This window comes from Kitasatospora sp. NBC_00315 (assembly GCF_041435095.1).
Classification (GTDB): Bacteria; Actinomycetota; Actinomycetes; order Streptomycetales; family Streptomycetaceae; genus Kitasatospora.
In genome coordinates, this window is the sequence record NZ_CP108025.1 from 7,890,214 (window position 1) to 7,913,109 (window position 22,896).

The window sequence follows — 22,896 nt, forward strand, 5'->3', positions numbered from 1 at the left end:
CGGTCGGCCGGGCGGGAGTCGTCCGCCCGCTCAGCCGGCCGCCGGCCCGACGAGGTGGGGCAGCGAGCGGTTGTGCTGGAGCAGCCACGCGAGGTAGGCCGGGGTGATCCGGGCGAGGTCGATGTAGGCGGCCCGCAGGTCGGTGTAGAGCGCGTCCAGGGCGGCGGGGTTCAGGGCGCGGGGACGCCAGGCGAGCAGGAGCCGCACCGCCAGCGGGTCGCCGTGCACGGGGCGTACCACCGTGCCGGGGCCGGGGGAGGAGGTGGGCTGGCACGGCCGGACGGCCTCGCCGGAGGCGACCAGTTCGGCGGCGGTCGTGTTGTCGCGGATCTGCAGCACCCGGGGATCGAGCCCGGCCTCGGTGAACACCCGGCGCATGGCCGCGTACTCGTGGTCCGCGGTCGGGTCGACCATCCAGGTGTCGCCCGCGAGGTCGGCGAGGTGCACCACGGGCAGCGCGGCCGCCGGATGTCCGGCGGAGAGGGCGACGAACTGCGGCTCGCGGGCGATCAGTACGCGGTGCTCGGCACCGTCCGGCACGGGCAGCGGGAAGCCCTCGCTCTCGTGGACCAGGGCGACGTCCAGCTGGTCGGCGGCGATCATGCGCAGCAGGGCGATGGCGGAGATGTCGATGTGGATCGTGGTGTCCGTCTCGGGGAGCCGCTCGTGCACCCGGCGCAGCCAGTCGGCGACGGCGCGGCTGCCGACGCTGCCGATCCGGAGCCGGCGGCGGTCCGCGCCGGCCGCCTCCCGCCGGGAGGCGGTGACCAGGGCGGCCAGCTCGGTGATGATGGGCCGGGCCCGGGAGAGCACCGAGTGACCGAGTGCGGTGGGGCGGCTGCCGGTCTGCTCACGAGTGAACAACGGCCCGCCGACGGCCAGTTCGATGCGGCGCAGCTGGGTGGTGAGGGACGGTTGGGTCATGCCGAGCCGCAGGGCGGCCTTCCGCACACTGCCTGTGTCCGCGATCGCGCACAGGACCCGGAGGTGTCTCACGTCGAGCTCCACCTGCGGAGCATAGCCAGAAGGCAATGAAATGCCAAGAACATGTCAAATCTTGCCCGGGTCGGCCGCCGCCGCCCCGGAGGATTGGGCCGGGCTATCGCCGGTTGGCATCATCCGCTCGGCCGTCCGGCTGAACGAAGCTCACTGCACCTGCAGTTGATCCGACGTTCCGGAGCGGTCGACCCCACGGTCCGCCCCGGGACCGCCGAACGGAGTCCCCCACATGAACCGTTCCCTGCTCACGCTGTCGCTCGCCGCCGGGCTCGCCCTGACCGGCGCCCTGGCCGCGGTGCCCGCGACCGCCGCGACGTCCGTCGCCGCGCCCGGGCAGCACTACACCGCCTCCGCGGGCGCCGGGACGGCCGCGGAGGCGGCCGGCAACAAGGCGTTCTACGAGGCCGTCATGAAGTCCGCGCGGGCCAAGCAGGCGGCCACGCCGTTCCTGCTGACCGTCACCGTCGTCTACGACGCCGGCAGCGCGCCGACGTTCCGCAACCAGATAGCGAGCGCCGCGCAGATCTGGAACAGCTCCGAGCGCAACGTCCAGCTCCGGTCCGGCACCAACGCCGACTTCCGGTACTACGAGGGCAACGACTCGCGCGGCTCGTACGCGAGCACGGACGGCCACGGCAGCGGCTACGTCTTCCTGGACTACGCGCAGAACCAGCAGTACAGCTCGCTGCGGGTGGTGGCGCACGAGACCGGCCACGTGCTCGGTCTGCCGGACCACTACTCGGGCCCGTGCAGCGAGTTGATGTCCGGCGGCGGACCGGGCACCTCCTGCACCAACCCGTACCCGAACGCGACCGAGAAGAGCCGGGTCGACTCGCTCTGGCGCAACGGCCTGGCCGCCGCGACGGCCGAATCGGCCCGCTGAGCCGCCCGTCCGCTCCCGGTCACCGTCCGTACGGCCGCGGCCCGGTCACCGTCCCGTCCGGACGGTGACCGGGCCGCGGCCTCGGGCGCGGGATCAGCAGCCGCCGTCGGCGATGACGTAGTAGCCGGGCGAGGTCTGCTTGAGGGTGTGGGTGACGAAGGTGTTCCACAGGCCCATGGTCTGCCCGGAGCCGTTGGCGTAGGCGGTGCCGCCGCTCTGGTGGGCCCGTCCGGCCGTCACCTGGGCGTAGTTGCTGGCGGTGTAGCACTGCGGGACGTACCCGGTGGTGGTGGCCGTGACGGCGGCCGAGGCGGCGCCGGCGCTCCCGGCGGAGTCGACCGCGACCACCGTGTAGCCGTACGCGGTGGCGGTGGCGAGCCCGCTGTCGGTGTAGCCGGTGGCGGTGGTCGAACCGGCCCTGCTGCCGTTGCGGTAGACGTCGTAGGAGGCCGCGCCGGTGACGGCGCTCCAGGAGAGCGAGACGGTGGTGTCCGTGGTGCCTGTGACGCCCAGGCCGGTCGGGGCGGGCAGGCCGGTGCCACCGCCGGTGCCGCCGCCGGCCGGTGCGTCCAGGCCCCAGAACCTCGCGGTGTAGTAGCTGGAGCAGATGGAGCTCAGGAAGTACGCCCCGGCGCTACCGCACTGGTCGGTGCCCGAGCCCGCGTTGACGGCGAGGCCGTGGCCCATGCCGGAGATCGAGTAGAGCTCGACGGCGGGCCTGCCGGCGCTGTCGTCGTAGACCGACAGGGTGGTGCCGCCGGTCAGGTTCTGGGTGCTGGAGGCGCTCTGGCCGATGCCCCAGACGTTGGTCCACTGGTCGCGCAGCTCGGTGCCGTTCACCGGGTAGACGGTGTAGTCGGCGCTGCCCTGCCAGATCGCGACCCGCGGCCACGGACCGGTGTAACCGGGGTTCGAGCTCCGGACCTTGTCGCCCCACTGGGCCGGGGTGAGGTTCTGGTTGTTCTGCTGGCAGCCGGAGGCGGCGGTCAGCGTGGTGGCGCACTGGGCGGGCAACCCGGAGTCGACCGCGCCGCCGGCGAAGACGTCCGGGTAGTCGGCGAGCAGGTTCGCGGTCATGCCACCGCCGGCGGAGAGGCCGGTGACGAAGACCCGGTGGGCGTCCGAACCGTAGCCGGCCTCCGCGGTGTTCACCATCTGGATCACCGAGGCGGCCTCGCCCTTGCCCCGGGTGTCCTTGCCGGCGTCGAACCAGCTGAAGCAGGAGGAGCTGTTGTTGGCGGAGTTGGTCTGGGGGAAGACCACGGCGAAGCCCCACAGGTCGGCGTACTTCTGCCAGCCCGAGTGCGTGAAGTAGTCGCTCGCGCTCTGCGTGCAGCCGTGCATCGCGACCACCAGCGGAGCCCCGGCGGGCAGGCCGGTCGGCGTGTAGGCGTACATCGCCAGGTTGCCGGGGTTCGAGCCGAAGCCCGTGACCTGCTGGAGGGTGGCTTCCGCCGCGGCCGGTGCGGTGGAGGCCGCGGTGCCGAGACCGGCGGCGGTCAGGCCGAGTGCCGCGGTCAGGGCGAGGCGTCCGAGGACTCTTCGGAGAGTGGAGAGGTGCACGGGAACTCCTTGGGCGGGGTGGGGGGGAGGGAGGCGGCGGTCGCGGTGCCCGCGGGGACCGCCTCGGCGGCGGGACACGGCGGTGGGGGCCGCCACGCGGTGGTGATGACGGGACGGTACGGCCGGGCGGATCCCGGCGGACATGTACCGGGGGCACACACCGGCTCCGGGGCGATGGGAGGAGACCCCATTGCCCGCCGAGCGCCCGGGCCGGAGGGTGGGCTCCCCCGCGCGCCCCCACCCGGCACGCCCCCGCCCGGCCCGCCGAGTGGGGGCGCGCCGGCACGGCGGCGGAGCGCCGTGGCCCGGCGCGCGCCGGGCCACGGGAGCCGTGCTCACACCGCGGAGGTGACCAGCCCCGCCGCGGCCAGCAGGTGCCGGGCGACCACGCGGGCGCCGTCGTCCCCGACCAGGATCGAGTAGTGGTTGCTGCCCTCCACCCGGTGGGCCCGGACGCGGCGTCGGTCGAGGCCGGCGGCGGTCAGCCGCGTCTCGTCGTAGAGGCCCTGCGGCTCGTCCATCAAGCCCCGCTCGGCCCAGAGGAGTTCGGTCGGAACGGGCAGCTCGTGGACGGCCCGCAGCACCGCCTCGGCGAACAGGCCGACGCCGTCCACCCGGACGGCGTCGAGCAGGCAGGAGGAGCGCATCGCGGGCTCCTCACCCACCAGGTCACGCTGGACGTAGTCGTCGACCCAGGGCGCCCAGGCGGGGCCGATCGCGGGGTGGGCGCGCCAGAAGTCGCGATAGGCGTCGCGGTCGGCGAAGGTCATCGAGAGGCGTTCCATGGCGGGGCCGATGACGGCGGTGATCAGCTCGTCGGGCGTCGCGGCGGCCGGGGCGGGAAAGCCCACGCCGCCGTCCACCAGCAGCAGGGAGGTGAACGGCCCCGGGTGGCGGACGGCGGTCAGCGCCGCCACGAAGGCGCCCATCGAGTGGCCGGTGAGCACCGCGTCGCGCAGCCCCAGCGCGTGCGCGAGGCTCGCCACGTCGTCGGCGTGGGCGGGGATGCCGTACGGCCCGGGCAGGCCGTTGCTGGCGGCCCGGCCGCGCAGGTCCGGGGCGATCAGGGTGACCCGGCCGGCCAGGTGGTGGGCCACCCGGGCCCAGGAGAGGGCGTTGGCGGTGATGCCGTGCAGGGCGAGCACCACGGGTGCGCCCGCCGCGGCGGCGGGCCATCGCAGGGCGGTCAGCCCGCCGCCGGGGACGGGAACACGCAGTTCCTCGTAGGCGGTGGCGGGATCGGCTTCGGCGGTCGTCATGGGAGGGTCTTCCTTCCGTCAGAGCTTGGCGGTCGATCGGCGGGGCGCGGTGGCGCGGCGCGAACGCTCCCGGGCGGCCCGCAGCCGCCCGGGCAGCCGGACCACGCCGCCCGGCAGCAGGTGGACCACCAGGACGAACAGTGTGCCGAGCAGGAAGAGCGGTTGCGAGAGGGGCACCCGCAGGACGGCGGGCAGCCCGGCCACCGCGTCCGAACCGGCCAGGTCGCCCAGGCGGTGGTCCGCCCAGGTGTACAGGACGCCGCCGACCAGCGGCCCCCAGCGCGTCCCGGAGCCGCCGAGCACCACCATCACCAGCAGCGAGAGGGTGAAGTCCGAGGTGGTGGTCTGCGGGGTGGCCCCGCCGGTGAGCAGCAGGTGGACGATGCCGCCGAGCGCCGCCAGCGCGCCGGCCAGCACGAACGCGACCAGCTTGAACCCGTACGGGCGAAGCCCCAGCACCTCCACCCGGCGCTCGTTCTCCCGGATGCCCTCCCAGACCCGGCCGGTCGGCGAGCGGACGGCCCAGTGGACGACGGCGAGGGTGAGCACCAGGTAGGCCAGCGCGATCCAGTACAGGTCGGCGGTGTGTCCGATCCCCACCAGCCAGGCCGGCAGCCGCTCGGCCGGGGCGGCGCGGCCCTCCTCGCCGCCGGTGAAGCCGCCGGGATCGCGTTCGACCAGGATCGAACCGGCCTGCGCGAACGCCAGTGTCACCATGGAGAAGCCGATACCGCTCATCCGCAGGCTGACCGAGCCGAGCAGGGCCGCCAGCAGGACGCCGACGAGCAGGCCGAGGACGGCGCAGAGCGCGAACGGCAGGCCGGCCTCCAGCATGATCGTGTTGGTGGCGTAGGCGCCGGTGGCGAAGTAGAGCGCGTGGCCGAAGGAGAGCAGCCCGGTGCGTCCGAGCAGCAGGTCGTAGCCGGTGGCGAGCGCCCCGAACAGCAGGCACAGGGCGAGCAGTTGGAGGCTCCCCGGACTACCCAGCGGGCCGTCCAGCAGGCCGGGCAGCGGCAGTGAGCTGTAGGGAGCCGTGACCAGCGCCGCCAGCAGGACGGCGGGCCACCAGCGGGCGTGGCGGCGAAGGGGCCCGGGGACGGCGGCCGGCGGTGCGGCCGCCGGGCGCGCCTCGGTGGATGCGGTGGTGGTCACGCGAGCCTCCCGGTGAGTCCGCGCGGCCGCAGGAGCAGCAGGGCGGCGAGCAGCACGACGACGGCGAGGTCGCCGAGCCCGGCGGTGGTGTAGTAGTTGGCGAACTGCTGGACGAGACCCACGCCGACCGAGGCCGCGGCGGCGCCGGTGACCGAGCCCATGCCGCCCATCACGACCACCACGAAGGCGAAGATGAGCAGCGAGGTGCCCTGGCCCGGGTCCACCGAGCCGAAGTACAGGCCGCCGAGCGCCCCGCCGAGCGCGGCGGCGGCGCCGCCGATGGCGAAGACCAGGGTGAAGGCCCTGCGCACGTCGATGCCGAGCGCGGTGACCATGGGCCGGTCCTCCACACCCGCCCGGACCACCAGCCCGTGCCGGGTGCGGCCGAGGAAGAGCCGCAGCGCGGCCAGCACCACCAGGGCGGCGGCGATCAGCACCAGCCGGTTGACCGGCACCTGGGCGCCGAGCAGTCCGAACGTCCCGCCCAGCGCGGCCGGTCCGGGAAAGGGCCGCGCGTCCGCGCCCCAGATCGCGGAGAGCAGCGCCGGGACGGCCAGGCCGACACCCACGGTGGCGAGCACCTGTTCGCGCGGGCGCTCGTAGAGCGGGCGGATGACGGCGAGTTCGAGCAGGACGGCGGCCAGCGTGCCGACGGCCGTACCGAAGGCGACCGCCAGCACGAAGCCGAACCCGCCGGGGCCGGCGCCCGGCAGGTGCCCGGAGGCAGCCCACCAGGTGCCGTACGCGCCGGTCGAGAGCAGCGCGCCGTGCGCGAAGTTGAGCACGTCCATCAGGCCGAAGATCAGGGACAGGCCGGAGGCGACCAGGAAGTACAGCGCTCCCAGCCCCAGCCCGGTGAGGGTGAGCAGGACGACGGTCGACATCAGCGTTCCCTGTCGCAGTGGGCGGGCGGGGCCGGGGCCGGATCGTGGCGGCCGACCCCGAGCAGCCGGCGGGTCGCCTCGGCGTCGGTCAGCAGTTCGTCGGCCGGGCCCTGGTGGGCGGTACGGCCGTCGGCGAGCACGACGCAGTGCTCGGCGAGGCGCCGGACCATGGCGAGGTTCTGCTCCACCAGCAGGACGGGCACCGCTTCGGCCGCCCGCTCCAGCACCCGGGCGACCTCGGTGACGACCCTGGGCGCCAGGCCCTTGGTGGGCTCGTCCGCGATGATCAGGCGGTTGCCGTTCAGCAGCGTGCGGGAGATCGCCACCATCTGCTGCTGCCCGCCGGAGAGGGTGCCGGCGGCCTGGCGAGCGCGCTGCTTCAGCTCCGGGAACAGCTCGTGCACCAGCGCGTACGCGGGCTCGCCCGCCCCCGGCCGTTCGGCCAGGCGCAGGTTCTCGGCGACGCTCAGCCCGGCGAACACACCCCGGTCCTCGGGGGCGTAGCCGATGCCCCGGCGGACCAGCGCGTGGGTCGCCAGCCGTACTGTCTCCTCGCCGCCGAACAGCACGCTGCCGGTACGCGGGACGAGGCCGAGGACGCCGCGCACGGTGGTGGTCTTGCCGGCGCCGTTGCGCCCGAGCAGGGCGGTCACGCCGGCTGCGGCGACGTCCAGGTCGACGCCGTGCAGGATGTGCCGTCCGCCGATGACGACCCGCAGATCCCTGATCCGCAGGAGTGCTCCCGCGGTCACAGTTCCTCCCCGAGGTAGGCCTGCTGGACGGTCGCGTCGGCCATCACCGCGTGCGGGGTGTCCAGCGCCAGCAGGGTGCCGTGGTGCATCACCGCGAGCCGGTCGGCCAGACCCAGCAGGACGTCCATGTGGTGTTCGACCATCAGGACGGTGCGGCCCTCGTCGCGGTGCAGCGAGCGGATCAGCGCGGTGAGCGCCGGCACCTCCTCGGCGCTCACACCGGCCATCGGCTCGTCCAGGAGCATCAGGCGCGGCTCGCCGACCAGCAGGACGGCGAGTTCGAGTTTGCGCTTCTCGCCGTGCGACAGCTCCTGCGCGGCGGCGTCGGCGCGATCCGCCAGTCCGGTGCGCTCCAGGACCTCGGCGACCCGGCCGGTGTGGGCGGCGGCCCGTCGCCAGATCCGGTACGAGCCGCCACCGGCGGCCTGCGCCGCCAGCCGGACGTGGTCGGCCACCGACATGGCGGGCCAGAGGCTGGAGGTCTGGAAGGTCCGGCCGAGGCCGCGCCGGGCACGGGCGTGCGGGGCCAGCCCGGTGATGTCCGCGCCGTCCAGCCGGACACTGCCCCGGGAGACCGGGTTGAGGCCGCTGATCAGGTTGAACAGGGAGGTCTTGCCGGCGCCGTTGGGACCGATGAAGGCGAGGAACTCGCCCTCGTGGACGTCGAAGGAGACGCCGTCGAGGATGGTGACGCCGCCGACGCCCCAGCCGAGTCCGCGCAGGCTGAGCACGGGCGTCGGGACGGGCGTCGGGACGGGTGGCGGGGCGGTCGCCGCCGCCGCGGGCCCGGCGGTGTTCGGGGAGTTCATCGCTTCAGCCCGCGATCGTCTTCAGCGGGGGAGTCGACGCCGACATCGGCAGCGCGTGCAGCAGCACCGGCCCGGCGCTCGCACCCTCGCCGGTCAGCTTGGCCGTGAACATCGGCTGGAGCAGCGCGTGGTCCTCGGCGCGGACCTGCTCCTCCCCCTTGGGGCCCTGGAAGCGCCAGTCCTCCAGCGCCTTGACCATCCTGGCGGTGTCGGTGGGGCTGCCGGCCTCGATGGCGTGGACGATCATCTGCGCGGCGGTGAAGCCGTCCGGGCTGAACAGGTCCGGCGTGCCGCCGGCCTTGGTGACGCCGTCCAGCATCGCGGTCTCGACCGGCGTGCTGCCCGCCGCCCCGGGGAAGTAGTGCGCCAGGAAGGAGATCTTGGCGGCGGCCGGGCCGAAGACCGGGTACGAGGCCGTGCCCGCGAGGCCGGTCACGACCTGGGTGGAGTCCAGCACGCCCTGCTGGTCGAGCGCCGTCCACAGGGCCGGCGCGGTGGCCCCGGCCCAGGCGACGAAGACCAGGTCGGCCCCGCCGGACCGCACCTGCTGCGCGAACGGAGTCAGGTCGGTGGCGCTGGGAGGAGCCAGCACGGAGCCGACCGTCGCACCCTGCGCCTCCAGCACCGACTTCACGGCGGCCACGTTGGCCTGCCCGAACGCCGAGTTCTGCGCCAGTACGGTGACCTTCTTGCCCTTGGCGTCGACCAGCATCGTCCCGGCCGTGAGGATGTCCTGGTAGGACTGCCGCCCGGAGCGGAACGTGTACTTGTTGATGCCGGTCAACGCGTCGGTGGCGGCCGCGCCGCTGATGAACAGCAGCTGGTTCTGCGCGGCCAGCGGTGCCACCTGGAGCGCCACGCCCGAGTCGGTGCTCCCGGCGAGGATCTTGTAGCCCTTGCCCGCGAGGTCCTTCGCTGCGGCGACGGCCTTCGCCGGATCCCCGGCGTCGTCCTGCTCGGCCACCTCGACCGCGTGCCCGGCCACCTTGCCGGTGCCCTTGGTGGCGTAGGCGAGCCCGGCGGTGAAGCCCTCCATGTACTGCTTGCCGTACGCGGCGAGCGGGCCGCTGCGCGAGTACACCAGGCCGACCTTGACCGGCGCGCCGTCCTTGGCGCCGGCGGCCTCGGAGCCGGCCGTGCCGGCGGCGGCGCAGCCCGTCAGGAGGGCGCCGGCGGTGATCAGGGTGAGCGCCTGGAGGGGTCTGCCGCTGACGAGGTGTGTGCTGCGCATACGCATGGTTCGGCTCCCGGGGGGTGTCGCGCCGTCCGCCGCCGCCCGGGGTCCGGGGCCCCTGTCGAAGGCCCCCGAGGGTTGACGCTCCGGGTGGCGGCGGAGTCCTGGTGGGTGGTTGGTGAGAGGTTAGGAGCGCGGTGCGGGCCCGGACATGTGGGCGGCAGCAACAGCGTCGGACCGGGCCGTGTGGGCGGCGCACATGGCCCGGCCCGGGCCCCGCCCGCGACAGTGAGGGAGCCTGAGCACCCCGCCCGGCGTGAACCCACCGCCGGCCCGGGGCAGCCGACAGGCCCTCACGCAACCAAGCTGGAAGGCACGGACATGGACAAGGTGACGACCCCGGCCCGGGCGGTGGCGGACATCCCCGACGGGGCGGTGGTGGCGGTCGGCGGCTTCGGCCTCTGCGGCATCCCCTCGACCCTGATCGGCGCGCTGGCCGAGGCCGGCGCGGGCGGACTACGGGTGGTCTCCAACAACTGCGGGGTCGACGACTGGGGGCTCGGCCTGCTGCTGCGGGCCGGCCGGATCGCCCGGATGACCTCCTCGTACGTCGGGGAGAACAAGGAGTTCGCCCGCCAGTACCTGAGCGGTGAGCTGGAGGTGGAGCTCACCCCGCAGGGCACCCTCGCCGAACGGCTGCGCGCGGGCGGCTCGGGCATCCCGGCGTTCTACACCCCGGCCGGCGTCGGCACCCAGGTCGAGGAGGGCGGGCTGCCCTGGCGCCACGGCGCCGACGGATCGGTGACCCTCGCCTCGCCGCCCAAGGAGGTCCGGGAGTTCGGCGGCCGCCGCTACCTGCTGGAGGAGGCCATCACCGCCGACTTCGCGCTGGTGCGGGCAGCGGTCGCCGACCGGCACGGGAACTGCGTCTTCCACGCCGCCGCCCGCAACTTCAACCCGCTGTGCGCGACGGCCGGGCGGATCACCCTGGTGGAGGCCGAACGGATCGTGGAGCCCGGCGAACTCCCGCCGGACGCCGTGCACCTGCCGGGCGTCCACGTCGACCGCGTCGTCGCCGCCGATCCGTCCGACAAGCGCGTCGAGCGCCGCACCGTCCGCCCCGGGAGCACCGCCCGCCCCGGGGCCACCGCCCGCCCGGCGTCCGCCCGTCAGGAGACCCGCCATGCCGCTCGACCGTGACCAGCTCGCCGCCCGCGCCGCCCGGGAACTGCGCGACGGACAGTACGTCAACCTGGGCATCGGCCTGCCCACCCTGATCCCCAACCACATCCCGCCCGGCGTGCACGTCGTGCTGCACTCCGAGAACGGCATCCTCGGGGTGGGCCCCTATCCGCCCGAGGGGGAGGAGCACCCCGATCTGATCAACGCCGGCAAGGAGACCGTCACCACCGCGCCCGGCGCCTCCTACTTCGACTCGGCCTTCTCCTTCGGCATGATCCGCTCCGGGCGGATCGACGTCTCGGTGCTCGGCGGGATGCAGGTCTCCGCCGGCGGGGACCTGGCCAACTGGATGGTCCCCGGGAAGATGGTCAAGGGCATGGGCGGCGCGATGGACCTGGTCCACGGCGCCCGCCGGCTGATCGTCGTGATGGAGCACACCGCGCGCGACGGCTCGCCCAAGATCGTGCCGGCGCTGACGCTCCCCGCCACCGGCCGGGGCGTGGTCCACCGCATCGTCACCGACCTCGCTGTCATCGACGTCACCCCCGAGGGCCTTCGGCTGGTCGAGATCGCCCCCGGCGGCACCGTGGACGAGGTCCGCTCCGCCACCGGAGCCGACCTGGACGTCTCCGCCTGCGCGGCCGCCCCGGTGTGACGTGACGCGGCCGGCCGGGCTGTGTCGGTGGTACCGCAACGGCCCGGCGGCCGCGACGATGGTCCCTGTCACCGCCCGTGGACACGTCCTGGCCCCGGAGGGCCCGGCCGGCCCGGCAGCGAGGGGAGCAGGGCATGGCACAGCCGGAGAACGACCTCGGGGCCGGGCAGCACGAACCGCACGGCGGCGCACTCGGCCCCCGGCTCAACTGGCTGCGGGCCGCGGTACTGGGCGCCAACGACGGCCTGGTCTCCACCGCCGGTCTGGTGATGGGCGTGGCCGGCGCGACGACATCGCGCAGCGCGCTGCTCACCGCCGGCCTCGCCGGACTGCTGGCCGGCTCGCTGTCGATGGCTGTGGGCGAGTACGTGTCGGTCAGCAGCCAGCGCGACTCCGAACGGGCCGCGCTGCGCCTCGAACAACGCGAGCTGGCCGAGGAGCCGGAGGCGGAACTCGCCGAGCTGGCCGGTCTCTACGAGGCGAAGGGCCTGCCGCCGGAGCTGGCCAGGGAGGTCGCCGAGCGGCTCACCGAGCACGATCCGCTGGCCGCCCACGCGGACGCGGAACTCAAGATCGACCCGGACGAGCTGACCAGCGCCTGGCAGGCCGCCTTCGCGAGCTTCGCCTCCTTCACGGTCGGCGCGCTTTTCCCGCTGCTGGCCGTGCTGCTGCTGCCGACCGACGCGCGCGCACCGGGCACCGCCGCCACCGTGCTGTGCGTGCTGCTGCTCACCGGCTTCCTGAGCGCGCGCCTGGGCGGCGCGCCGCCGGGGCGCGCGGTGCTGCGCAACGTCATCGGCGGCGGACTGGCGATGGCGGTGACCTACGGGGTGGGCGAGCTGCTGGGCGCCGCCGGGGTGTGAGGGGCCCGGCGGGCGGCGCGCGGAACCTCGCGCCGCCCCGGCGTACGTGCTGCGCGGCGCCTCCCACCGCGCTGCTCGCCGCGCCGCCCGCAGGCCGCCGCCGGACCGGGAGCGGTCAGGCCGCCCGGTTCGCCACCGCCGGGCGCCTTCTCGCGTCGGGGCGGCGCAGCAGCAGGTCCAGGGCCAGGCTCCCGGGGCCGGTCACCGCGATCGCCAGGAAGACCCAGCAGAACAGCACGGAGAGCTCGCCCCCGTTCTGGATGGGCCACAGGGCCTTCTCCTGGTGAACGCTGAAGTACGCGTAGGCCATCGAGCCGGAGCAGAGCAGCGCGGCGGGCCGGGTGCCCAGGCCGAGCAGCACCAGCAGGCCGCCGGCCAGCTGAATCAGGGCGGCCCACCAGCCGGGCCACTGACCGGTCGGAAGGGTGGCGCCGTGCGCGCCGCCCAGGACGCCGAACAGCGAGGCCGCGCCGTGGCAGGTGAACAGCAGGGCGGTGACGATCCGCAGCAGGGCCAGGGTGTGCGGCCTGGCGGGTTCGACGAACGCGCGGGGGTCGAATGACATGGTGGGGCTCCTCGGTCGGCGGCCGGCGCCGTCGGCGCGGCCGGGTGCGGGATCGGGCTCGCCAGGCGCCGGCCCCACTCCGGCACCGCTGAGGGAAAGGCACGCCCACTGCGCCGCACCGGGGCCGCACGATCCCGGTAACGCGGCCCGGCCTCCACGCCGCGCGGTTGACGGGCGCGCGACGTGCAGTGGCGACCTGCCGCCGTCCGTACGGTGCGGCGAGGACGGCCCGCACAGCCCGGATGACGTGGCGGTGACAATTCTGGCGCATCGTCAGAGGTCTTGTCATCACCGGAACATCGGCCGCGCTGGTTCCCCTCAGCATCTCCACGTCCTCCTGCCCTGCCCGGCTCCGCCCGGCGTCCTCCGACGGGTCCCCCACCTGCTCCGTCCGGCCCGGAACAGGCCGGCCCTGCTCCGTCCGGCCCGGAACAGGCCGGTGGGCCGGCCGGATCCCGGTCGGGAGCTGGTCGGGTGCTGGTCAGGCCCCGGCCACGGACAGGTTGTCGAACTGGGCGGGGTGGTACCCGTCGGTTCCCAGGCCGGCCCTCCCCGAGCCGTACGCCGTGTCGGTCGCGCCGCCGATCACCGCGTCGTCCAGCGTGGCGGTGATCTGCGGCCCCCGGAGGGTGAGGCCGATCCGGTGCCAGCCGGAGGTTCCGGGCGCCGCCGCGCGACCGGCCGCCAGCGTGCTGACGACGCCCTGGTCGGTGGTGCGCAGGATCGACCAGGCGCCGGTGTCGGCGATCCGCAGGCGGTAGCCGGCCTGGTTGCCCTGGGGACGCCCCTGCGGGCCCGCGCGGCCCAGCAGTTCGACCGCGCCGGCCTGCGGGAGCATCGCGTCCACCCGGACGGTGTAGTCCGTCCAGTCCCCGTCGCCGAGCAGTGCGAACGGTGTGCTGTCCTGCTGCCAGAGGATCGGTGTGCGGGGTGTGGCCTGCCGTACGCAGATCCCGCCGCGCCCGGCCGTGCAGGGGGCGGTCTCGAAGGACCCCTGCATGTCGGCCAGGTAGCGGGCCTCGCGCCCGGGGGCGTAGTCCTCGAAGTCGTCGGCGTAGGGCAGTGCGAGGCCGTGGCCGGCGGGGCCGACGGCCGTGCCCCTGGCCTCGGCGCTCTCGTTGGTGAGGGTGTAGGCGTAGCCGGGCCGCAGGGTGAGCGAGAAGGCGCCGCCGCCCGGGGCCGGATCGGCCTGCCGGATCATCCAGCGTCCGGCGTCCGGGGCGTTCAGGTCGCTCGCCCAGACCTGCACCGCCGTGGTGGACAGGCCGCCGCGCGGCCGCACGGAGAGGGTGCGGGCGGTGGAGGCGGTGGTGGTCTCGACGACGGTCGTCCAGTGCGCCGAGTCGGGGGAGCGCAGGGTGACGTAGCTCCCGGCGGTGCGGTCGCCGCCGAGGTAGCCGCAGGCGGAGTCGAGGTAGCGCCAGCCGGGCCGCGTGAACCGGGTGGTGTGGGCGGTGGCCCACAGGGCCCGTCCGACGGTGTAGGCGCCGGACCACGGCTGGTTCGCCAGCAGGAGGCCGACGGTGTCGTAGGGCAGCCCCTGGTAGGCGGCGGCGACCACGGGCCAGTTGATGTACGCGGTCATCCGGCCGTCGATGTAGTCCCGGTTGGTCGCCCGTACCAGGGAGGCGCCGTCCTGGAGGTCGTGCGAACCGTTCTCGCTGGCCCAGAGCGGCTTGCCGCCGGCCACGGCGGCCGGGGTGGAGGGGCAGCTGGTCTGGTCGGAGAGCCAGCCGCAGGGGTAGTGCGCCCCGATGACGTCGACCGCGTCGGCGAACGCGGGATCCTCGGCCATCGCGTCGGCGACGTCCCAGCCGTCGTCGGCGCCGACGACCCGGGTGGGCAGGCCCTCGGCGGCCAGGGCGGCGTGCAGCTCGCGGTACCAGGCGCGGTCGAAGCCGCGTTCGTTCCAGCCGCCGAGGTAGTCGATGGTCAGACCGTGGTCGTCACGGGCGTGCCGGATCCAGCGGAGGTAGTAGTCGATCATGTCGGAGGACCAGAAGCGGCCGCCGCCGATCCAGCCGGGGGCGCCCCAGGCGAGCGCGTACAGCCCGATCGCGGGGTTGCGGGCCCTGGCCTGCTCCATCAGCCACCACTCGTAGCCGCGGTCGTAGCCGGTGTCGTCCGGGGTGTGCTCGGCACTCGGCTCCGCGCCGTCGGTCGAGTTGGTGTCGCCCCCGACCTCGACCTTCAGGATCTGCAGGCTCGCGCCGTACCCCGGCTTGAAGAGGTAGTCCAGGATCTCGCTCCGCTGCGGTTCGGGGTAGTCGTACAGCAGGCGGGAGTTGCCGCCGCCGCCGCTGGCGGCGCCGATGCCGTCGTACGTCCGTCCGGCCGACGCCCCGTCGAGGACGACCTCGGTCACCGGGGCGGCAGCCGCTCCCGCCGCCTCCGGGGACACCGGCCGCTCTCCCCGCCCCTCTCCCGGTCCGGCCGTCGCGCGGGCCGGACCGGACGAGGCGACGGGGCCGAGCGTGCCGCCGAGGGCCAGCAGCAGGGCGAGGACCAGCGCATGCGGCCGGGTGGTCGGTCGGCGGTCCGCTGCCGAGCGGTTCATGAGGGCTCCAGGTGCGGGTGCGGCGGGGGTCGCCGCACGTGCCTGGACCCAGCGTCGGCACGGTCGTGTCCGTCCGCCACCGCAGCTCCGCCCGACGGCGGACCGCCCGCGACGGCGGACCGCCCGCGGGGTGGTGCGCCGTCGGGCGGAGCCGGACCGCTCTGCTCGCGGGGGCCGGCCGGGCCGGCGGGGCCACCCCGGTGGCGGCCGCCGGCCGCGACGAGGCCGGCTACAACGAGGCGAGGTTGTCCGCCAGGTCGTCCAGGCCGAGCGAGCCCTGGGAGAGCGCGGCCATGTGCCAGGCCTTGAGGTCGAACCCGGCGCCGTGCCGCCGGCGGGCGGCCTCGCGCCCCTGGAGCCAGGCGCGTTCGCCGAGCTTGTAGCCGATGGCCTGGCCGGGCCAGCCGAGGTAGCGGTCGATCTCGCTCGTGCGCACCTCGGGCGGGGAGCCGTTGAAGGCGGCCATGAACTCCGTCGCCAGCTCGGGTGTCCAGCGCTCGCCGGGGTGGAACCCGGAGTCGGCGGGGACGGCCAGGCGCAGGTGCATGCCGATGTCGATGATCACCCGGATGGTGCGCAGCATCTGTTCGTCCAGGAAGCCGAGCCGGTGCGCGGGTTCGGCGAAGAAGCCCAGGTCGTCCATCAGGCGCTCGGAGTACAGCGCCCAGCCCTCCAGGTTGGCGCTCACCTTGCCCAGGGTGACCTGGTAGCGGCTGAGCCGGTCGGCGCAGGCGACCCACTGGGCGAGCTGCAGGTGGTGGCCGGGGACACCCTCGTGGTACCAGGTGCTGACCAGCTGCCAGGTCGGGAAGGACTCCCGGCCCAGGGTGGGCAGGTGGGTGCGGCCGGGGCGGCTGAAGTCCAGGCTCGGCGCGGTGTAGTAGGCGGCGGCGGAGCTTCCCTCGGGCGCGAGCCGTGACTCCACCCGGCGGATCGGGCCGGCGATGTCGAAGTGCTTGCCGTCGAGGGCCTCGATCGCGTCGTCCATGAGCCGTTGGAGCCAGTCGCGGATCCCCTCCGCCCCCTTGACCGCGTGCCCTTCCTCCTCCAGGTGCCGCATCGCCCCGACGGGCGTGGCGCCGGGCAGCACGCGCCTGGCCTCCACCGCCATCTCGTCCCTGAGCCGGTGGAACTCGCCCCAGGCCCAGGCGTAGGCCTCGTCCACGTCGAGGTCGGCCCCGGTGCCGAACCGGACGGCGCGCAGGTAGCGCTCGCGGCCCACGGCGTCCGGGGTGCCGGCGGCGGCGGGGGCGTAGGTCTCCCGCAGCCAGTCGCGGAACCCGGCCACGGCGGCGGTGGCCCGCAGCGCGGCGGCGTCCAGTTCGGGGCGCAGGCGCTCCGGGCCGTCGGCGGCGAACCCGGTGAACCAGCCGGGCCGGCCGGTGGCCTCCCCCGTCCACGCGGTCAGCTGGTCGATCACCGCCGCGACCTGGCGCGGCGCCGAGAGCAGGCCCCGGGAGAGGCCCTCGCCGAGGGTGGCCCGGTAGCCGTCCAGCGCGCCGGGCACGTTGCGCAGCCGTCCGGCCACCGCCGCCCAGTCCTCGTCGCTCTCGGTGGCCATCAGGGTGAGGATGTCCCGCACCTGGTGGACGGGCCCCGCGATGTTGCGCAGCCGGCGGTGGTCGTCGCCCGCGTCGTACGCGGCGAGCGCGGCGGTGAGGCGTTCGCGCAGCAGCCGGGCACAGGCCCGGTCGGCCGGGTCCGCCCAGGCGGAGCCGGGTGCTTCGAGCGCGTCGAGAGCGGCGAGCGTGTCGCGGTCCAGGCCGGCGAGGGCCGCGGAGCCCTCGGGGGAGAGGTCGGGCTGCCGCTGGTCCTCCGGGTGCAGGCCCAGTCGGGTCGAGGTCATCGGATCGAGGGCCACGAGCCGGTCGACGTGGTCGTCCGCGATGCGGCGCGGGGTGATCGGGAGGTCTGCCATCCGGACATCCTGACGCATCGTCCGTGGACCCGTGGTGCCTTTTCCGGCGATCACCGCATGCCCATGCCAGGAAGGCCGCCCGTGACCGACCGCGCCGCCGCTCACCCGGCGGGCGCCGGTCCCGCCGGCCGGTCCAGCTGGGAGGTGGCCGCCGACACCAGCGCGGTGATGCCCGTACGCAGCGTCAGGCCGACGTGCGGACGGAACTCCGGGGAGTGGTTGGGAGGCAGCGCGGCCAGTTTCTCGGCCGCGCTCGCCCCGGGTGCGGCCGACCACTGCCGCGGGCCGACCACGCCCAGCATCCAGTAGGCCGTCCGGATCCCCGCCACCCCGTGCAGCGCCCGCCCGGCCTCGCCGAACAGCGGGAAGTCCTCGGTGGCCATGGCGGGCGGCCAGCCGGTCACCCGCTGCGCGCCGAAGGCGGCCCGGTGGGCGGCGGCCACCTCCGCCGTCAGCCCGGCGTCCGGCAGGTTGACCCCGGAGCGGGAGGTGATCCGGACGGTCGGCTCGCGCGGGCACCGGGAGGCGTCGGACTCCGCCCGGGCGATCCGGTGCACGGCGGCGACCACCCGCTCCAGCACGTGGTCGGCGAAGGCCCGGACGGTCACCCCCAGCGTCGCGCTGTCCGGCACGACGTTCGCCGAGCCGCCCGCCCGCAGTGAGCCGACGGTGAGCACCACCTGCTCGGCGGGGCTCGTCTCCTGCGGGACGACGCCCTGCAGGCGCAGCACCAGGGCGGCGGCGGCCAGCACCGGATCGACCGCCAGGTGCGGGGCGGAGGCGTGCCCGCCCCTCCCGTGGATCACCACCTCCAGGGTGACGCTGCCGGCCGTCACCGGACCCGTGCCGTGCGCCACCATGCCGGCCGGCAGCGGGGCGGTGTGCTGCGCGAGCACCACCGAGGGCGGCGCGCACCGCCGGTAGAGGCCGTCGGCCAGCATCGCCCGCGCGCCCCGCAGCGTCTCCTCCGCGGGCTGGCCGACCACCACCACGGTGCCCCGCCACTGCCCGGCCGCGCGCGCCAGGGCGCTCGCGGCCCCCGCCGCGCAGGCCAGGTGGACGTCATGGCCGCAGGCGTGCATGACCGGGACCACTGTTCCGTCCGCCGCTCTGGCCCGGGCCGTGCTGGCGTACGGCAGGCCGGTGCGCTCCTCGACCGGCAGGGCGTCGAGTTCGGCCCGCACCAGCACCACCGGGCCGGGGCCGTTCTCCAGCACGCCGACCACGCCGTGGCCGCCGATCCCGGCCTGGACTTGGTATCCGGCCGCGCCGAGCCGGGCCGCGAAGCGGGCCGCGGTGCGCTCCTCCTGGCCGGACAGCTCGGGGTTGCGGTGCAGGTCGAGGTAGAACTCGGCCGCGGCGGCGAGATCGGGGTCGGCCGTCCCGCTCGCGCCCGCCACCGGCGGGACGGCCGGCGGAGCGGTGCTTCCGGGTGTGGCGCTGGGCCCGGGTGCGGCGCTGGGCCCGCGTGCGGCGGTGGGCGGCCCGGGTGCGGCGGGTGTCGCGGGCGTGGCGGTCATCGGGGCTCCGTTCCGGCAGAGGAGGCTCGCCGACCTGCGGTGTCAGCGAGGTGACAGTGGACGGCAGGCAGGTCTGCCAGTGCGGGGGCGTACCAATGTCCCTGTGGCGGGGGGCGGTTCGGTGAACCGGGCCCCGTCGCCGTCGCCCGGTCCGGTCGCCAGTGGGCGGACCGTCCCCACCGTCCTGAAGGAGTTCCCATGGCTGCCAACGGCATCGCGGACACCAACCTCGCCTCCCTCGCGCAGGAGATCCTGAACCTGGAGTCGGAGACCTTCGAGATCAGCGACTACTCGGACGCCAGTGAGGTCATGCTCGGCTCGTCCACCAGCTGCTCCAGCACCAGCACCTGCTCCAGCACCACCAGCACCACCAGCTGCACCGCCTGACCTTCCGCCCGTCCCGTCAGCCCCCTCCCCGAGGGGGCTGACGGCGTTGGCGGGCAGCGCCGTTCAGGGGAACGGGTGCGGCACCCGGCGCAGTTCCGTCTCACCGAGGTCGGTGGAGCGCAGCCCGGCGCGCCGCTGCGCCGTCCGCAGCCGGGGCATCCCCAGGGCGCGCTGACGCGACCAGCCGAAGTCGATCGGCAGCAGTCCGGGGACGATGGTGCAGACCGTACTGAGGCCGAGCCGCCGCTGCTCCGGCGAGGTCTGGTCCACCACGATCACGTCGAAACCGGCCCCGGCCAGTTCGTCGCGGCAGAACAGGACGTCGTCCAGCAGATCCCGCGAGCGCGGCCGGGCCTTCGACCAGGTGGCGTAGACCTCCTCGAACGGCCGCAGCGCGGCCGGCTCCAGATAGCTCTCCGCGTACCGGGCCATCTGCGGGAGGCCGAACAGCGCGGCGTGGTCGGGCAGCCGCCGGACCAGCCCGAAGTCCTCCGCCATGGCGGCCAGTTCGGCCGGACGCTCGCGCACCTGGCCGGGCAGGTGCGGCAGGTAGGTGAGGATCTCCGAGACGGCCGACTCCACCGCCTGCTCCGGGCCGAAGGCCGCGCCGGCCGCGAAGGCCAGCGTCCCGGGAGCGCCGTCGCGGCGCACCGCCAGGCCGGTCACGACCGGGACGGCCAGATCGATCCGGTTGTCGAACACGTGCACGTCGTACCCCTGCAGGGCCGCCCGGTCGACCATGGCCCGCAGGTCGGCGCCGGGGCAGGAGGCGAGGTCGATCTCGGTCAGCGGGGCCCGGCCGTACCAGCCGAGCAGGAAGGAATCGCGCTCGATCAGCTCCAGCAGGCCGAACAGGATCGCCTCCTCCAGGCAGCTCCCGATCGCGCAGCCGTTGGAGCACTCGAAGACGAAGCTGTCCGAGGCCAGGCCCGCACTGTAGTAGCAGAGCCGCGCGGGAACGAGCACCGCCCGCTCGTCGCGCAGCGACCAGCCCCGCACCCAGGGGATCGGCCGGTCCGGATCGAAGGGGCTGAGCATCGGGTCGTCCCGGTAGGTCTGCGGTGCGTAGAGGCCGCACTCGCGCGGATCCAGCGCGCCCCCGGCCAGGTTCCGGTACGAGTCCAGCACCGGCTCGGCGATGTGCCGCCGGTGCGTGCCCGCGTACCGCTCCAGACCCTCCAGGAAGGCCAGATCCCGGCTGGCGCGGAACGAGTTGGCCTGCCCGCTCCAGGTCACGTCGGTGAGACCGGCGTAGCCGCGCATGAAGACGCTGCCCGCGACCGGCGCGGTGGTCGGCGAGCCGACGTCCGACCAGGTGCCGGCGCCGAGCACGCCGCAGACCGGGTTCGCCAGCGCGGCGGCGGGCAGCTCGTAGGAGGCGGCCGGGCGCAGCCGGTAGCCGTCCGGGCCGCTCTTGGCGCGGGAGCGCAGGGGCAGCACCGGGCCCTCGCCGGGCCGCTCGGCCGAGGCCGTCGCGCAGGCCGGGCAGAGCGGTTCGGCGAGCAGCGGCACGGTGTGCGCCTGGAGGGTCTCCAGATCCAGCCGGGTGACCCGGGGCAGCGCCGCCGCCGGGCGCTCCTCGTCCACGGCCAGCAGGTACAGCGCCCAGACCGCGTCCAGCGTGTGGTCGGGCAGCACCGGCCAGCCGGCGTCCAGCGCCGTGGTCTCCAGACCGGTCTCCAGCGCCTCGCGTTCGGTCCGGCTGCGCAGCCGCTGCCAGCGCATGGCCAGGCACGTCCCGCAGGCCGGTGCGGCGTCCGGCGCGCCGCCCCACGGGCCGATCAGGACGGCCTGCGCGCTGAGGTGGACGCCGGCGCCGGCCCGCTGCCGGGCCCGCCCGGGCGGCTCGGGCGCGCCGCCCAGCAGGTCGGCTCCGCCGAGGGCGGCGACCGCCGGAGCGGGCAGGCCGGCGGCGTCCGCACGGGCCGCGAGGGCGCTTTCGAGCGCGGCCCGGGCCGGCTCCAGCGGCGGGGCGGCGAGAGTGGTGGTCATGTCCGGTTGCTCCAACGGAAGGTCCGGGCGGCCAGCGCCCCGAACAGGGCGGCGAACACGGCGAGTCCGAGGCAGGCGATGGCGGGCCCGCCGACCCCGCCCCGACCGGCGAGGGCGTCGGTGATCCCGTCGACGAAGTAGCGCAGCGGCAGGGCCCGGGAGAGGGTGCGGAGCCAGCCGGGCATCAGGTCGATGGGGTAGAACGCCCCCGACAGGAAGGCCATCGGCACCATCACGCAGTTGGCGATCGCGGCCACCGCCTCCGGGGTGTTCGCCAGAGCGCCGACCACCAGCCCGATGGCGGCGAAGGCGGTGACGCCGAACAGCAGCACCGGCAGCGCCAGCGGCCAGGACGAGGAGAGGTGCAGGCCGAACACGGGCAGCAGGGCCACGCCGGTGAACAGCAGGGCCTGGACCAGGCCGGTGCCCAGCGCCACCGCGTAGCGCGAGGCGAGCACCGAGGGCAGCGGGGTGGGCGTACGCCAGACGAGCCGCAAGAGGTCGTCGCGGCGCCAGTGCATCAGGGTGAAGGCCACCCCGAACAGCGCCGCGTTGCCGATGCCCCAGGCGAGCACCCCGGGCGCGGTGTAGTCGATGAACGGCAGACCGCCGTCCACCGACTGCCCGCGGAAGATCAGGCCGAACACGACGAGGAACAGCAGCGGGAACGCGAAGGTGAAGAAGACCGAGGTGCGGTCCCGGACGTAGGCCAGGTAGGTGGCCCTGGTCATGGCGGTGTAGGCGCTCACGGGCGGTGCTCCACTCCGGGTGTCGGGCCGAGGTCTGCGGTGGCGGCGGAGCCGGGTGTGCCGGGGGCCGGTGTGCCGGAGCCGGGGGCGGCGGGGGCGGCGCTGCTCACGGCGCCGGTCAGGCTGAGGTAGGCGTCCTCCAGGGTGGCCGTGCGGGTCCGGATCGCGTCCATGCCGACCACCGACCCGAGCCCCACCAGTACCCGGTTGGCGACCCTGGTCTCGATCACCAGCTCCCCGCCCTCGACGGTGACCCGGTCGACGCCCTCGACGCCCCGGGCCCGCGCCACCGAGAGCCGGTCCGAGGGGACGAACAGCCGCGCCGGCGCGGCGAGCGACCTGACCAGGCCGGCGGGGGTGTCCAGGGCCAGCACCGAGCCGCGCGCCACGATGGCCACCCGGTCGCAGAGCGCCTCCGCCTCCTCCAGGTGATGGGTGGTGCACACGATCGTCCGCCCCTCGCCGCGCAGCGAGCGCAGCAGCTCCCAGAGCGAGCGCCGGGCCTGCGGATCCAGTGCCGCGGTCGGCTCGTCGAGGAAGATCAGGTCGGGCTGGTGGATCAGCGCGGTGGCCAGCGCCAGCCGCTGACGCTGCCCGCCGGACAGGTCGTCGACCCGGCTGCGCCCCTTGGCCGACAGGTCGACCAGCTCCAGCGCGCGCCCGGCCGCCGCGCGGTCCAGACCGTACAGCGCGGCGACCGTCCGCAGGTGCTCCAGCGCGGTCAACCGGGTGAAGAACGCCGAGGACTGGGTCTGGACGCCGAGCCGCCGCAGCAGCGCGGTGTTGCGCGGCCAGGGGCTCTCGCCGAGCACGGCCACCGTCCCGGTGTCGGGGCGGCGTAGCCCCACCACGATCTCCACCAGGGTGGTCTTGCCCGCGCCGTTGGGCCCGAGGATGCCGAAGAACTCGCCGCGTTCCACCGACAGCGACACCCCGTCGAGCGCCACCACCTCCCCGTACCGCTTGGTGACGCCGTCGAGCGCCACCGCCGGGCCGGTCGTCGTTCCAGCTGTGCTCATCCTGTGCTCTCCGT

General features: G+C 75.0%; 20 protein-coding genes. 5 read left to right on the plus strand and 15 right to left on the minus strand.

Annotated features, from left to right (window positions below; all coding sequences use genetic code 11):
• Positions 1–30: 30 nt before the first annotated feature.
• Positions 31–1,008, minus strand: a complete 978-nt coding sequence (locus OG823_RS32715; protein WP_371483896.1) for a LysR family transcriptional regulator — start codon at positions 1,006–1,008, stop codon at positions 31–33.
• Between the two features lie 220 nt (positions 1,009–1,228).
• Here OG823_RS32715 and snpA point away from each other — a divergent pair, with 220 nt between their 5' ends.
• Entirely contained in the window at positions 1,229–1,882 is a 654-nt protein-coding gene (snpA, locus tag OG823_RS32720) for a snapalysin (RefSeq protein ID WP_371483897.1), read from the plus strand.
• 93 nt (positions 1,883–1,975) lie between these two features.
• Here the strand turns inward: snpA and OG823_RS32725 are convergent, their stop codons facing one another.
• The 7 genes from OG823_RS32725 to OG823_RS32755 all read right to left on the minus strand — a co-directional run bounded on the left by OG823_RS32725 (position 1,976) and on the right by OG823_RS32755 (position 9,538).
• Complete coding sequence (locus OG823_RS32725; RefSeq protein WP_371483899.1) at positions 1,976–3,445, minus strand: PHB depolymerase family esterase; 1,470 nt, start codon at positions 3,443–3,445, stop codon at positions 1,976–1,978.
• Between the two features lie 335 nt (positions 3,446–3,780).
• Positions 3,781–4,704: an alpha/beta hydrolase gene (locus OG823_RS32730; protein ID WP_371483901.1), complete on the minus strand. Its 924-nt coding sequence runs from the start codon at positions 4,702–4,704 to the stop codon at positions 3,781–3,783.
• A gap of 18 nt (positions 4,705–4,722) precedes the next feature.
• Entirely contained in the window at positions 4,723–5,856 is a 1,134-nt protein-coding gene (locus OG823_RS32735) for a branched-chain amino acid ABC transporter permease (protein WP_371483902.1), read from the minus strand.
• On the minus strand, positions 5,853–6,740 hold the full coding sequence (locus OG823_RS32740; RefSeq protein ID WP_371483904.1) for a branched-chain amino acid ABC transporter permease: 888 nt from the start codon (positions 6,738–6,740) through the stop codon (positions 5,853–5,855). Before OG823_RS32740 ends, OG823_RS32735 begins: the two co-directional genes overlap by 4 nt.
• Positions 6,740–7,492, minus strand: coding sequence for an ABC transporter ATP-binding protein (locus tag OG823_RS32745; protein ID WP_371483906.1), 753 nt, complete (start codon positions 7,490–7,492; stop codon positions 6,740–6,742). Before OG823_RS32745 ends, OG823_RS32740 begins: the two co-directional genes overlap by 1 nt.
• Positions 7,489–8,301, minus strand: coding sequence for an ABC transporter ATP-binding protein (locus OG823_RS32750; RefSeq protein WP_371483908.1), 813 nt, complete (start codon positions 8,299–8,301; stop codon positions 7,489–7,491). Before OG823_RS32750 ends, OG823_RS32745 begins: the two co-directional genes overlap by 4 nt.
• A gap of 4 nt (positions 8,302–8,305) precedes the next feature.
• Positions 8,306–9,538, minus strand: a complete 1,233-nt coding sequence (locus tag OG823_RS32755; protein ID WP_371483910.1) for a substrate-binding domain-containing protein — start codon at positions 9,536–9,538, stop codon at positions 8,306–8,308.
• Positions 9,539–9,856: 318 nt separating this feature from the next.
• On the opposite strand from OG823_RS32755, the gene OG823_RS32760 reads away from it, so the two are divergent.
• The 3 genes from OG823_RS32760 (at position 9,857) to OG823_RS32770 (ending at position 12,175) form a co-directional block, all read left to right on the plus strand.
• Positions 9,857–10,675, plus strand: coding sequence for a CoA transferase subunit A (locus OG823_RS32760; RefSeq protein ID WP_371483912.1), 819 nt, complete (start codon positions 9,857–9,859; stop codon positions 10,673–10,675).
• The gene (locus OG823_RS32765; protein WP_371483914.1) at positions 10,659–11,312 is read left to right on the plus strand and encodes a CoA transferase subunit B; all 654 of its coding nucleotides are present in this window, start codon (positions 10,659–10,661) and stop codon (positions 11,310–11,312) included. The genes OG823_RS32760 and OG823_RS32765 overlap by 17 nt, the downstream gene beginning before the upstream one ends.
• A 134-nt stretch (positions 11,313–11,446) precedes the next feature.
• Positions 11,447–12,175, plus strand: a complete 729-nt coding sequence (locus OG823_RS32770; RefSeq protein ID WP_371483915.1) for a VIT family protein — start codon at positions 11,447–11,449, stop codon at positions 12,173–12,175.
• Positions 12,176–12,290: 115 nt separating this feature from the next.
• Here the strand turns inward: OG823_RS32770 and OG823_RS32775 are convergent, their stop codons facing one another.
• The 4 genes from OG823_RS32775 to OG823_RS32790 all read right to left on the minus strand — a co-directional run bounded on the left by OG823_RS32775 (position 12,291) and on the right by OG823_RS32790 (position 18,735).
• The gene (locus OG823_RS32775) at positions 12,291–12,740 is read right to left on the minus strand and encodes a DoxX family protein (protein WP_371483917.1); all 450 of its coding nucleotides are present in this window, start codon (positions 12,738–12,740) and stop codon (positions 12,291–12,293) included.
• A gap of 481 nt (positions 12,741–13,221) precedes the next feature.
• Positions 13,222–15,297, minus strand: a complete 2,076-nt coding sequence (locus OG823_RS32780) for a galactosylceramidase (RefSeq protein ID WP_371483918.1) — start codon at positions 15,295–15,297, stop codon at positions 13,222–13,224.
• Between the two features lie 229 nt (positions 15,298–15,526).
• Entirely contained in the window at positions 15,527–17,215 is a 1,689-nt protein-coding gene (locus OG823_RS32785) for a DUF885 domain-containing protein (protein WP_371483919.1), read from the minus strand.
• 101 nt (positions 17,216–17,316) lie between these two features.
• On the minus strand, positions 17,317–18,735 hold the full coding sequence (locus OG823_RS32790; protein ID WP_371483921.1) for an amidohydrolase: 1,419 nt from the start codon (positions 18,733–18,735) through the stop codon (positions 17,317–17,319).
• A 198-nt stretch (positions 18,736–18,933) separates the two neighbouring features.
• On the opposite strand from OG823_RS32790, the gene OG823_RS32795 reads away from it, so the two are divergent.
• Positions 18,934–19,122, plus strand: coding sequence for a thiazolylpeptide-type bacteriocin (locus OG823_RS32795; RefSeq protein ID WP_371483923.1), 189 nt, complete (start codon positions 18,934–18,936; stop codon positions 19,120–19,122).
• A 63-nt stretch (positions 19,123–19,185) separates the two neighbouring features.
• Here the strand turns inward: OG823_RS32795 and OG823_RS32800 are convergent, their stop codons facing one another.
• The 3 genes from OG823_RS32800 to OG823_RS32810 are packed head-to-tail and all read right to left on the minus strand — an operon-like array spanning position 19,186 to position 22,882.
• The gene (locus OG823_RS32800; RefSeq protein WP_371483925.1) at positions 19,186–21,114 is read right to left on the minus strand and encodes a TOMM precursor leader peptide-binding protein; all 1,929 of its coding nucleotides are present in this window, start codon (positions 21,112–21,114) and stop codon (positions 19,186–19,188) included.
• The gene (locus OG823_RS32805; protein WP_371483926.1) at positions 21,111–21,863 is read right to left on the minus strand and encodes an ABC transporter permease; all 753 of its coding nucleotides are present in this window, start codon (positions 21,861–21,863) and stop codon (positions 21,111–21,113) included. Before OG823_RS32805 ends, OG823_RS32800 begins: the two co-directional genes overlap by 4 nt.
• Positions 21,860–22,882 carry an ABC transporter ATP-binding protein gene (locus OG823_RS32810; protein WP_371483927.1) on the minus strand — a complete coding sequence of 341 codons (1,023 nt, stop codon included), beginning with the start codon at positions 22,880–22,882 and terminating at the stop codon, positions 21,860–21,862. Before OG823_RS32810 ends, OG823_RS32805 begins: the two co-directional genes overlap by 4 nt.
• Between the last annotated feature and the right edge of the window lie 14 nt (positions 22,883–22,896).